The 12,781-nt window shown below is 37.6% G+C and carries 11 protein-coding genes; 4 read left to right on the forward strand and 7 right to left on the reverse strand.

The features are described from left to right. Nucleotides 1-80: 80 nt before the first annotated feature. Nucleotides 81-1,280 carry an NO-inducible flavohemoprotein gene (gene hmpA / locus DD649_RS18970; protein ID WP_336431047.1) on the reverse strand — a complete coding sequence of 400 codons (1,200 nt, stop codon included), beginning with the start codon at nt 1,278-1,280 and terminating at the stop codon, nt 81-83. Nucleotides 1,281-1,629: 349 nt separating this feature from the next. Here hmpA and glyA point away from each other — a divergent pair, with 349 nt between their 5' ends. Together glyA and DD649_RS18980 are read left to right on the forward strand one after the other, a co-directional pair. Beyond that, complete coding sequence (gene glyA / locus DD649_RS18975) at nt 1,630-2,883, forward strand: serine hydroxymethyltransferase (RefSeq protein ID WP_294110580.1); 1,254 nt, start codon at nt 1,630-1,632, stop codon at nt 2,881-2,883. Nucleotides 2,884-2,961: 78 nt separating this feature from the next. After that, nucleotides 2,962-4,113, forward strand: coding sequence for a 3-phenylpropionate MFS transporter (locus DD649_RS18980; protein WP_294110581.1), 1,152 nt, complete (start codon nt 2,962-2,964; stop codon nt 4,111-4,113). Nucleotides 4,114-4,122: 9 nt separating this feature from the next. Here DD649_RS18980 and DD649_RS18985 read toward each other — a convergent pair whose 3' ends face one another. The 6 genes from DD649_RS18985 to suhB all read right to left on the reverse strand — a co-directional run bounded on the left by DD649_RS18985 (nt 4,123) and on the right by suhB (nt 11,195). Then, the gene (locus DD649_RS18985; RefSeq protein WP_294110582.1) at nt 4,123-4,863 is read right to left on the reverse strand and encodes a molecular chaperone; all 741 of its coding nucleotides are present in this window, start codon (nt 4,861-4,863) and stop codon (nt 4,123-4,125) included. A 12-nt stretch (nt 4,864-4,875) separates the two neighbouring features. Continuing rightward, a complete protein-coding gene (locus DD649_RS18990) occupies nt 4,876-5,952 on the reverse strand; it encodes a fimbrial protein (protein WP_294110584.1) in 1,077 nt (358 codons plus the stop codon). Nucleotides 5,953-5,963: 11 nt separating this feature from the next. Then, nucleotides 5,964-8,474, reverse strand: a complete 2,511-nt coding sequence (locus DD649_RS18995) for a fimbria/pilus outer membrane usher protein (RefSeq protein WP_294110586.1) — start codon at nt 8,472-8,474, stop codon at nt 5,964-5,966. Between the two features lie 14 nt (nt 8,475-8,488). Continuing rightward, entirely contained in the window at nt 8,489-9,181 is a 693-nt protein-coding gene (locus DD649_RS19000; RefSeq protein ID WP_294110588.1) for a molecular chaperone, read from the reverse strand. 49 nt (nt 9,182-9,230) lie between these two features. Further along, nucleotides 9,231-9,818, reverse strand: coding sequence for a fimbrial protein (locus tag DD649_RS19005; RefSeq protein WP_294110589.1), 588 nt, complete (start codon nt 9,816-9,818; stop codon nt 9,231-9,233). A 573-nt stretch (nt 9,819-10,391) separates the two neighbouring features. Then, on the reverse strand, nt 10,392-11,195 hold the full coding sequence (gene suhB / locus DD649_RS19010; protein WP_294110591.1) for an inositol-1-monophosphatase: 804 nt from the start codon (nt 11,193-11,195) through the stop codon (nt 10,392-10,394). A gap of 126 nt (nt 11,196-11,321) precedes the next feature. Between suhB and trmJ the strand changes: the two genes are divergently transcribed. Both trmJ and iscR read left to right on the forward strand, forming a co-directional pair. Next, complete coding sequence (gene trmJ, locus DD649_RS19015) at nt 11,322-12,053, forward strand: tRNA (cytosine(32)/uridine(32)-2'-O)-methyltransferase TrmJ (RefSeq protein ID WP_336431048.1); 732 nt, start codon at nt 11,322-11,324, stop codon at nt 12,051-12,053. Between the two features lie 107 nt (nt 12,054-12,160). Next, nucleotides 12,161-12,658 (forward strand): Fe-S cluster assembly transcriptional regulator IscR, encoded by a 498-nt coding sequence (iscR, locus tag DD649_RS19020; protein WP_294110596.1) that lies wholly within the window; start codon nt 12,161-12,163, stop codon nt 12,656-12,658. The last annotated feature ends 123 nt before the right edge of the window (nt 12,659-12,781 follow it).

Here is a 12,781-nt window from a genome sequence, read left to right on the forward strand (position 1 = left end):
ATATTAACGATAAATGTATTTAGTATGCGAACCCGTTACCACGAAATAAAGTATCGATTTTTACTGTTGATAGCTTAATATCAGTGAAGTGGTAATACTTTATGAGGCCCAAAACACTCATAATGAATATTATCGGCCGCTACTCCCATCTCTATAAGCTGTTTTCCAATATACTGCATAAAGCCAACAGGCCCACAGAAATAAAATTGCATATTGGGCTGCATTACCCACTCTTTAACCTGCATTAAATCCATCAGTCCACTATATTGATAATCGAAGCCCGCTTTATCATTTTCACGAGGTTGATTAAACCAAATAGCACTATGACCATTTTGTTGAGCGGTCATTAGCTTACTGACTTCATGGCTAAATGCATGAACAGCACCATTTTCAGCGGCATGAAGCCAATTAACGGTCGCTTGATGTGCTTGTTCAGTTAAATAATTAAGCATGCTTAGCATAGGGGTGAGACCTACACCTGCGGAGATTAATGTCACAGGTGTTTGTGCATCGATATCGATAAAGAAATCACCACAAGGAGGCGCTAAGTGAACAGTATCTCCTTGATTAAGTTGCTGATGTAGTAAACTCGATACTGCACCTTGATCTTCTCGTTTTACGGCAATTCGATAGCTTTTTCCGTTAGGTGCTGTTGTGAGTGAATATTGACGTATTTCTTGATTATCTAAACTCTCATGATTGATATAAATGGTGAGATACTGACCAGGGCGATAATCCGCAACAGGCTTGCCATCGACAGGCACAAACTCAAAGCTAGTGATAACATCACTTTGTAACTGTTTTGAATGAAGGCGAAATTCACGCAATCCTTCCCATCCACCTGTTTTTTCTTCATTTTGTTGGTAGATATCTTTTTCTCGATTAATAAAAATATTCGCAAGTACACCGTAAGCTTCACCCCATGCATCTAAAGCATCTTGTCCGGGGTTCAATAACTCATCAATTGCTGCGAGTAAGTTTTCTCCCACAATTGGATAATGTTCAGGTTTGATATTTAGGCTAACGTGTTTTTGGGCAATTTTTTCTACCGCAGACATCAGTGCTTCTGGTGTTTCAATATTGACAGCATAGGCGCAGATTGCATTAAACAATGCTTCTCGTTGGTCACCATTTTTTTGGTTGGTCATATTAAAGATATCTTTTAGTTCAGGGTGTTGCTTAAACATTCTGTCATAAAAGTGAGCGGTAAGTTTTGGTCCTGTGGCGACAATGGCAGGAATAGTTGATTTAACAATGGCGATAGTTTGGCTATTAAGCATACAGGTGCTCCTGAATTTTTTTCATTATATGATGAAATTATAAACATGCATTTTAAATACAACTTATAATATTTAGTGAAATATGTAAATAGCTTGCTATCGAAAATCTTTGGGGAATAGCCACATATTGAGAGGTGGTTAACAAAAGCAGAGAATAATGCGTTCAAAATTTAAATATAAGCTATTTTATAGGGAAGTGCTTTAAGGTAACTTTGGGTTAAAAAATTAATGCAAACGTTTGCGTGATTTTTTCTTTAGGGCTATCTCAACAGCGAAAAAGAGTTTACACTAAGCGCTATTGCTATGAATTTATTGTCAACATATTGAATTGCTGAGGCAGGAGAAGCGAATGTTAAAGCGTGAAATGAATATTGCAGACTATGATCCACAATTATGGAAAGCGATGGAACAAGAAGTTGTCCGTCAAGAAGAGCACATTGAATTAATTGCTTCTGAAAACTATACCAGTCCACGAGTTATGCAGGCTCAAGGTTCTCAGCTAACCAATAAATATGCAGAAGGCTATCCGGGCAAGCGTTATTATGGCGGTTGTGAATACGTTGATGTCGTAGAGCAATTAGCGATTGACCGTGCAAAAGAATTATTTGGTGCAGATTACGCAAACGTACAACCACATTCTGGCTCACAAGCCAATGCAGCGGTTTACATGGCGCTATTACAACCGGGTGATACCGTTTTAGGTATGAACTTAGCGCAGGGTGGTCACTTAACTCATGGTTCGCCAGTTAACTTCTCCGGTAAATTGTATAATATCGTGCCTTACGGTATTGATGAAAGCGGCAAAATCGATTACGACGATATCAAAGAGCAAGCTGAAAAACATAAACCAAAAATGATTATTGGTGGTTTTTCTGCATACTCAGGTCTGGTTGACTGGGCTAAAATGCGTGAAATCGCAGATAGTATCGGTGCATATTTGTTTGTTGATATGGCGCACGTTGCAGGCTTAATTGCCGCAGGTGTATATCCAAACCCAGTTCCACATGCACATGTGGTGACAACGACGACACATAAAACTTTAGCAGGCCCACGTGGTGGCTTAATCCTGGCTAAAGGTGGCGATGAAGAGTTATACAAAAGAATTAATTCAGCGGTATTCCCAGGTTCACAGGGCGGCCCTTTAATGCATGTGATTGCAGGTAAAGCGGTTGCACTGAAAGAAGCGATGGAGCCAGAGTTTAAAGTTTATCAGCAAAATGTTGCTAAAAATGCAAAAGCTATGGTTGCTGTTTTCCAAAAACGCGGTTATAAAATTGTCTCTAATGGTACTGAGAACCACTTATTCTTAGTTGATTTAGTTGATAAAGATATTACCGGTAAAGATGCAGATGCTGCACTTGGTCGCGCGAATATTACAGTTAACAAAAACAGCGTACCAAACGATCCTAAGAGCCCATTTGTGACCTCTGGGGTACGTATTGGTTCTCCTGCAATTACTCGCCGTGGCTTTAATGAAGCAGAAGCCGCTGAGCTAGCCGGCTGGATGTGTGATATTCTAGATAACCTCAATGATGAAGCGACCATTGAGCGTGTTAAACAGAAAGTATTAACCATCTGCAAAAAACACCCAGTCTACGCATAATAGACATTAATCGTTACCGAAACCCGCTTCTACATTTTGTACGAGCGGGTTTTTTGTATTTAAAATAAGGGAGGAATGATGGTAATTCCATCAACACGCTGGCTAGCTATTGATTATTTTACCTACTTTTTTGCTTATAGTATTTTTCTGCCTTTTTGGTCTATTTGGCTAAAAGGAGAGGGTATTGATGCAGAGATGATTGGTGTTTTACTTGGAATAGGGTTAGGGGCTCGTTTTCTGGGGGCGATGTTTATTACCCCGTTAGTGAAAGAACCTTCAAAACTAATTATTGCACTAAGAATATTGGCGGTACTCTCTTTTATTTTTTCTGTTGGTTTTGCTCTGGGTTCTCATTGGGCATGGCTTCTGTTTGTTATGATAGGTTTTAACTTATTTTTTGCACCTATGGTGCCGCTTGGTGATTCATTGGCCGGCGCATGGCAAAAGCAATTTACTTTTGATTACGGCAAAATACGCGTTTGGGGATCGATAGCTTTTATTATTGGTTCTTCATTAATGGGGTATTTAGCTGGAGTTTGGGGGCATAAATCCATCATGGTGGCGTTAGTCATCAGTTGTGCCGCCTTACTGGTCAGCACCTTGTTAAGACCCGCAATTATGCCTTCTGGTGCCACGAAGGTAGAAGGGCAAGCTAAAGTCTCTGTTAAGCAATTAATTGCTGATAAAAATGTAGTTAGGTTTTTAATCTGCGTATCCCTACTGCAAGGGGCTCACGCGGCGTATTATGGTTTTGCTTCGCTATTTTGGAAAGAAGCGGGTTACTCAGATTTAGTGATTGGTAACTTATGGTCTCTGGGTGTTGTTGCGGAAGTGATTGTTTTTACATTAAGTCATCGCCTATTTCGGCGCTGGAGCGCCCGTAATTTGCTACTACTTTCTGCATTTTGTGGGATTGTACGTTGGGGATTGATGGGGGCATTTACGGCTTTACCTGTTCTGATTATTGTCCAAATTCTACACAGTGGTACTTTTACCGTCTGCCATTTAGCTGCAATGCGTTTTATCAGTGCGCGCAAAGAAAGCGAAATCATTCCATTACAGGCCGTTTATTCTGCATTAGCCATGGGCGGTGGATTAGCCATATTGACTATTGTTGTTGGATTCATTTATGAACGAGTGCCAACTCATCATGGTGTTGTATTTTATTTAATGGCGTTATTGGCAGTGCCAGCTTTATTTATCCGACCAAGAGTGACTGCACAGGTTTAAATCATGTTGTTAACAACAAATGGGCAGCTTAACCGGCGACCCCTGTTTGTTGTTAATCATAGTTTTATAGGTAATAAAGTCACCTCTATCATCAATATAGATAATCACGATATTTGTATTGGATAGGTTTTTATAATTAATTTTGTGAATGGAAAACGGCGCCACCATCAAGCTTTTTGCTATGGGGGTCGATTGATTATTTTCCATATACAGTTCAGAAATATTTAAAAAATATGGGCTAGGGTTATTTATATTTAGAGATTGATTCTCTGAATAGAATTTAACCTTATTTATTATGTTTTCAGGTTTTTCAGTTAACTCTATTGGGCGATAGAATAATTTAATGCGTGTTTGTAGCGCGAGTTGTAAGACGTTTAGATTGGCTTTATCCCTGGGTTTGGGAGAAATATCTAATACGTTTAAATAAAATACAGATTCACGATCCTTTGGCAGTTCATCACCGATATATTGAATTCGTATTTGTGAACCTTCATGGGCTGAAATTTTAGTCATAGGTGGAGTGACAATAAACGGGGCATTCGTTGTTTCTGGTGTTGAGTCAACATTTCCTTCATCAACCCAGCTTTGTGCCAATGCAGATTGCTCACTATGGTTAACCGCTTGAATGCTTATTGTTTTTCTATCGCTTGGAAAGATCAATCGAGTGCCCTGAAGCACAATGCTAGCATCAACATGTAGGCTGAAAAATTGTAGCGCCAGTATTGCGATGACTTTATTGATAGCAAGCATATCCCCTCACTTTTAATTATATGACATAACGACAGTTGCAGTGCTGGATACACGTCCTTGAGTGACACTATTTGCATTGTATGGATAATAATAAGCCCCCATATTAATGGCAAATGAAGGGGATATTGGACTACCTTTTGTCACATTAAAAATATTAGTTGCACTATTTTGTGCCGTGACACTGTCTGATAGTACAAGAGGCGTGTTGATGTTATCTGCTTTAACGAGTCTAAAACCCACCCCAGTAGCGCCTTGACTGGCAGAGTTATTTAGTACCGTTTTATCTGTAGATAGCAAATTAGCGCTAGATAAAAACATCGAAACATCGCGAGAAGCATTGCCTCCGCTAAGAAAATCTTGGCAAGTAAAATTGAGCGTAAAAGGGGTATAACCTGCTCGGGGGGTATTTTTTGCTGCGGTTATGCTAACCGGAGGAAGTGTAACTACCAGTCCTTGATTGGCAAAGTTACAAGTTGTTAAAATTGGATTGTAGGTTATTGATATAGGCTGTAAAAAAATATCATCAGGATCAGACGGCCATTGTAGTGTTAATAAAAAAGTAATTAGTTTGCTGACAATATTGAGTAACCATTGAACGATAGTTAATGACGATGCATCTGATGCAAGTACAACAGGTGTGATAGTGATAAAACTACCGGTCACTTCTTTATAATTAGTGCTTGGCTTGCTATCTACTAAGGTAAATTTGATTGTGAAATTAGAATCAAGATCAGATGCGGGGTGGCTACCTGTGGCGATATCTGTCACTTGGTTTTTTTCTAAGGCAGTCACCGTAATCGAAACAAATTGTTTTCCGCCATTAAAGCCGATAGTTGCTATTCTGCCTTCAAATGGGGATGCAATACCAACAGCATTTGGAAATAATCCTCTCGCCGTACAGGTAAATGTACCTGGGTAAATGGTTCTGCTATTTTTTGTTACTGTGGTTGATGTGCTAGTGAGTTCTGTGGATAAATCGAATGAGAGTGCCGGAGCTGTCACCGTAGAAGCTGGCCTACAGCTTGCTGATGCATATTGGCTCGTCGCTAACAGAGCAGATATTAGAAGCGCAAGTGTTATCTTTTTCATTGCTTTTTCCTTTATCGACAGAAGTTACGATTTTTAGTCATCGTATTAATTGGGTTATTGATGACACATTCATTTTTACCACTAGGATCAAGTTTGATATGTAAGCTTGAAGGTAACTGCTCGCCTTTTAGATAAAGCACACCTGATTGCCCAACATAGCCAATATTTTGTTTTTGGTTATCAGTGACTTCTGTACCAAAGGGCAAACTGTCCCCATTAGCAAGAGATGCTCTTAATAAATAAGTTTGGCGGGTATCGGTTTCTAGTTTGATATAGTTAACGGCACCTTGATAGGGACTGACATTTCCCATATTTCCTATAACATCAGCACCTGAGGTGGTATCTGTATCGGAAAGCGTATAAGTATTGGTTCGATAAGGTGTTGAATTTGCAAGCAGAACGACGCCTTGCTGGTTAGTCAGTGCAGTTTTATCGGAATTGACCATCATATGGTTCGCCATTGGAGCATCAATAATGGTGTAGGTTTGCCCTGTTTCCCCTGAAAAAACAATATGTTCAGGGATGGCGATAACAGTTCCTCTCGCCCCTAACCCTGCTTGTCGGTAGTTATTAGCTTCAGTATAAGATCCTGACACTGTACTGTATGGGTGCTTATAACTGATATTAGTCCCAATTAAATTATTTCCGCCTGTTTGGTTTGTTGCCGTAACGGTATAATTTATTTGGTCATTTCTACCGGTAATTCCACTCAGACTCATTGCAGTTTGCTGATAGTGTGCATCAGTAAAATAAGTCCCCATACTGATGTTGGCACGCTTCTCAAATAGATCTATAGGGACGTTGATATTCACGTAATAGCGAGTTTCTTCATTGTTATCATTATTACGAATGCGAGAAGCTGACAAACTGTATGAAATATCATTAAAATTATTGGAATAACCTATTTGATACTCTCGGCTATTACCGTCTGTATTCCAGTAATCACGATGAGTGCCTGAAACAAAAATAGAACCTAATTCATCACTTAATCGTTGGTTTAGATTGATAGTAAAGGTGTTTTTAGCGCGTGAGCCCCGCAATGCATCAAGGTTTGTTAATGACAAATCAGTACTGTTGTTATTATTAGGTTGATTAGAAAGCGCTTCTTGATAATTTTTCCAAGCTTGGTAATTATCATGGGAATATATTGAATCAATAAAACTATAGTAACCGCTAGTCGAATAGCGGTAAGTCGCAATCGATAAATTTGTTGAAGTGGCATTAATGTATTTGCTATAGGCTAAGCGGTAGCTTTGTCCACTTTTGTCACCTGAATCAAGTTGGGTATTAGCATGGGTTACATCAGCTGAAATTGCACCAAAACTGAAATTCCATCCACTTCCAATCACCGCTGAATGATAATTTTCACTCATGAGTGCACCAGTGTACAGAGTGACTAAATTATTTAAACCGTAATGAATTTCACCTTGGACAAATTTCGGCTGATAGTGCGTATTATCAATTTTAGTTTGCCCCGCTAATACATTGTAATTATAAATACCTTCTTTAAGCATGTCGGGGACAGTGGAATAAGGAATGGTAAATGATTCAGTGCGCCCATCAGCTTCTTGAATATTGACCGATAAATCGCCGCTACCTGCACTTGGTTGAATATCATCGAATAAAAACTCACCCGGCGGTACATTTTCTTGAAAAACTAAATTTCCATTTTGATAGACACTGACTAGTGCGTTTGTTTGAGCAACTCCTCTAATCACTGGTACAAAATTTTGGCTTGAATTTGGTAACATTCCCATTTCGGTTGCCAGAGCGATACCTCGGATACGAATGCTATTAAAAAGGGCCGCCGGTGTATAGAAGTCACCGATTTTTAACCCAGAATTAATTGTGCTAATCGGTCTGTAGGCATAACGCGTATTATTTTTCCATTTTTTTTCGCCATGGCTACTATCGCTATAATTAGATTCATCTCTAAATTGCCAAGCACCTAAATTAACACCTGAATTTAGAGTGGCATAAAAGTTATCATTATTAATTTTTTGGTTTTTCTTTTCTTTATAACTATAGTAATTAGCATTATAAGCAAAAATAATAGCGGGAAGTCCATAATTCCAAAGGCTAGGGTCCACATAGCTTGCGTCAGATTGTTTCACTGCAATTTGAGGAACTGAAATATTGAGCTGTAGATCATTCACGTTAAGTTTGTAATGAACATTTGAAACTAAATCATCAATAGGAACCCACTGTGTTTCCTTTGATTGCTCCAAAACCGTAGCTGCTAAATTTAAACCTAGCTTTTGAATATCATTAGCAATAAGACTAATTTTTTTTCCATTATCCTCTACGTCAACAAGAAATTGACCTTTCCATGATTGATTAACATAAACATCGACAAGTTGTTTACCTGATGGAATATTGCTATCCATGGTGAATCGTGAAATATCTCCTTGTGCAGATTTTCCAACCAATAAGGAAGTTTCAAATTCATCCGCTATAGAATTTTTTATATTACTCTGTAACCCTATTAGGATTAGAATATAGAGATAGTTTTCTTTTTTCACGATGATTTCTTCTTTTAAAGTTTGATATCTTTGTATTTGAAAACACCATAATCATCAACGTAACTAATAGTAATATTATTATTTTTTAATTTATTTTTTAATGGAATTTCTTGGCTTGATAATGGCGCAATCATTGCTGAATCAACGAGCGAAATATCTTTATTTTCATTTGTTGTTATTGACGCTAAAGTAAAGTGATATTGAGAGTTATTTTTTACTAAGACAGTATTATTAATTAATTGAAAAATTACTTTTTCAATAGACTCACTAGGTAATTCAGTTAATCCTTTTGGACGATAAAATAGTTTAATTCTTGAACGCGTTGCTAACTGTATGGCATTTTTTCCTTTTGCTGCATCAGCAGTTTTCGGTATATCTAGTACATTAAGATAAAATACACTTTCAACATTATCAGGTAGCTGGTTTTCCATCTTTTTAATCTTTAATTGTTGCCCTTGTGATCCTTCAATTTTTACGATGGGCGGATAAAGATAAAAGGGAGAATCAGATGTTTCAGGGGTAGAATCTATGTCTCCGTTGTCTATCCACGATTGAACCAAGGAAGATGTCTTACTGTTATTTGCTAACTGTATAGTCACGCTATCAATATCTTCAGGATAAATTATTCGAGTGCCTGTAATGACTACATTAGCGAGCACATATTGGGAAAATAAAATCCCTATTAGGAATAACAAAAAGTTTTTCATAATTAATATCCACAAAAAAGTCAGACTCATATGAGCCTGACTTTTAAAGTTAGAGATAAGATACAGTATAAATAACATTCGACTGTAAAAGACCTACTTTTGCAGCAGCGGTATTCGTTTTGTAATAACTCGCAATCAAGTTTAAAGTTTCACTATTAGGTGCGGCTAGATTACCAACAAGGCCAGTATCAAATACTGTATTTAGTGGAATAGCGACAGTTGGGGTTGCCGTTTTGGATAAACTAAAGCCTACGTTCTTAGCTACAGTTGTATCATTTTCATTCACTGAGGTATTTACTAAATATAATCCGGACGATGAGATATTGCTGGAGGAATAAAAATGAACTTTCAGATTGCTTGCTGGAAGTCCTGCTGGAGCGCAATCAGAAAATGTTAATGAAAATTGTTTTTGATTTTTCGTAATTACTGAATTGGCCGTAGTTCCCGCATCTGTAATAGTTATTGGATCTAATACAACGGTAAAGTCAGCGCTATTACCACCATTGATGGTACAGGTTGTGTCACTAATTGCTCCAGAAAGTGAAATGACGCCACCAGCACTATTTGTTATTGCAAGTGCTGAGCCTGATATAACAGTTAAAGAAAGTAATGAAAGACGCAATATATATCTAGACATAGTTAACCCCATTAATGTTAGGGAGTAGAATATAAGTTCATATGTTTTTAAGTCAATAGACTGAGTGAATAGTCAGTCTTATTTGATGTTAGATATAGTTTTAAATTATTTCAAATATAAATTTAAAAAATAATTAATGAGATTTGAGTCTTTTTTATCTTTATGAAAATTATTATTTTTATTTTTTTAAAAAAATGTTTATATTTTTGATTTACTCGTTCTATTTGTTATTTATTTTAATTGATAACGATATGAAACTTTATTTGTTTATTTATGTGAGTGTAATTATTGTTTTTATCAGTGTCGTTATTGTTTTTTTTGAAATTAGTTTGGTTAATTTTTTTTAATTTTAAATTAAATTTAATTATTAACTGAATTTTAATAAATAAAATTATTGATTAATTGTTGGGTGATATTTAACCATGTTAAGATCAGCTAAAATTAGATTGGTTGAGTTGTTTATACTGAATTGCAATATCAATTAAATGATTTTTCGTGAATAGGTTATAAAAAAGGTTATTAAGGGAGAATTAAAGAGATGCTGATATCTTTTCAGCACCTCTTTTGATTTGATTAGCGTTTTAGCGCTTCAGATAATTCGTCTTTCATGACATTCAAAATGTCACGAACAATACGTGGGTTACCTGCAATGATATTACCAGAAGCCAAATAATTATGGTTACCAACGAAGTCTGTCATAATACCGCCAGCTTCACGCAAAATAAGTTCTCCACCTAAGAAATCCCAAGGCTTCAACCCAATTTCATAGTAAGCATCGACACGGCCAGCTGCAACATAGCATAAATCAAGTGCTGCAGAACCTGTACGACGGAAATCTGCACATTTTTCGAACATCTTATTCATGATATTCATAAATGGCGCGGTATGTTGTTTATGTTTGAATGGGAAACCAGTGGCAATGATTGTACCGTCAAGATCGCGAGTTGCTTCAACACGTAAGCGGTAGCCGTTAAGTTGAGCACCCTGGCCACGTACTGCGCTGAATAATTCGTTACGCATAGGGTCATAAACAACAGCAACCTCTGTACGGCCTTTGACGCGTACGGCGATAGAAACTGCAAAGTGAGGTAGACGTTTTGTGAAGTTAGTAGTGCCATCCAGTGGATCTATTACCCATTGAGTATCATCATCTTTACCTAATAATTCACCACTTTCTTCTGTGATGATAGTGTGATCTGGGTAAGATTTGCGAATGATATCAATAATAAGTAACTCAGATTCTTGGTCAACGTTAGTCACGAAGTCATTGACGCCTTTTTGAGTCACTTTAATGTTGCTTGGCATTTCATAGTTTTTTGCTATGTGATTACCGGCCTTACGTGCAGCACGTATGGCAATATTAAGCATTGGATGCATGGGCTTTTTCCACTGGAATGTTAAAGAACGAAAAACTTGAGTGCGCGGATTATATAGATGTTCGTCACAATAAGCAATTTTGTGTTAAACTATGCCGATAAATTTTTCATAAAAAATGTGTAAACCATGTTAGATAATATTCGTATCGTTCTTGTTGAAACCTCACACACTGGCAATATGGGCTCTACAGCCCGTGCAATGAAAACCATGGGGCTTTCTAATCTGTATTTGGTCAATCCACTTGTTCAACCAGATTCACACTCAATAGCGCTTTCAGCAGGGGCGAGTGATGTTATCGGTAATGCGACAATCGTAAATTCTCTCGATGAAGCCTTAGAAGGTTGTAAATTAGTTATAGGGACAAGTGCGCGTTCTCGTACACTTTCTTGGCCGATGGTTGAGCCTCGTGAGTGTGGAGTAAAAGCGGTCAATCAGGCTAAAGAATCTCCTGTCGCCATTGTTTTTGGCCGTGAGCGTGTTGGGCTAACCAATGAAGAGCTGCAAAAGTGTCAATATCACCTTTATATACCAACGAATCCTGAATATGGTTCGTTAAATTTAGCGATGGCAGTGCAATTAGCCAGTTATGAAATTCGTATGGCTTATTTGGCATTGGATGAAAAAAATACGGTAAAATCAGAAGATGATGAGGTAGAATATCCGCCATCAGAAGATGTTGAACGTTTTTATGTTCATCTTGAAAGTGTATTAAATGAATCTGGCTTTATTCGTAAAGCTCACCCAGGTTTAATTATGAGTAAATTGCGACGTCTCTTTACCCGTGCACATATTGAAACACAAGAGCTACATATTCTTCGGGGTATTCTGACTTCGATGGAAAAATGGGCGAAAAAGTGAGGCTAAAACCGTGAAATAATACTTGAGTAAATTAGTCAGGTAAATAGTTGACTAAATTAGTCAGGAATGACACAATTGTTTCATATTTTACCACGGAGCATTATGCTATGAGACTCACTTCCAAAGGGCGTTACGCAGTAACTGCGATGCTAGATGTCGCGTTACATTCTCAGACTGGCCCAGTACCTTTAGCTGATATTTCTGAGCGTCAGGGAATCTCCCTCTCTTATCTTGAGCAACTTTTCTCTCGATTACGTAAAAACGAACTCGTTTCTAGTGTCCGTGGACCCGGTGGCGGTTATCTCCTTGGTAGAGAGCCCGATCAAATTTTTGTTGCACAAGTTATTGCTGCCGTTGATGAGTCTGTCGATGCAACTCGTTGTCAAGGTAATAAAGAAGGCTGCCAAAATGGCGACCGTTGTTTAACGCATGCTTTATGGCGTGACTTGAGCGATCGAATTACCAGTTTCCTCAGCAGCATCAGTCTTGATGAGCTAGTAAAAAATCAAGAAGTGATGGTCGTTGCTGATAGACAAGATAATGAAAAGCGTAAAACAATGCCTAACGGTATTACGCTTGATTCTATTATTAATGTACGTGCTTAATTAATCTGTTTTTTATTGTTTAAGCTATAACATTGCTGCTTTATTCGCGAGTTATGGCTATCTAACATAAGTTGTAGTTTGAATTATTGGGAACAGATTTAAATTAATTGATATACAAAATAT

It is taken from the genome of Providencia sp., assembly GCF_003533305.1.
GTDB lineage: Bacteria > Pseudomonadota > Gammaproteobacteria > Enterobacterales > Enterobacteriaceae > Providencia.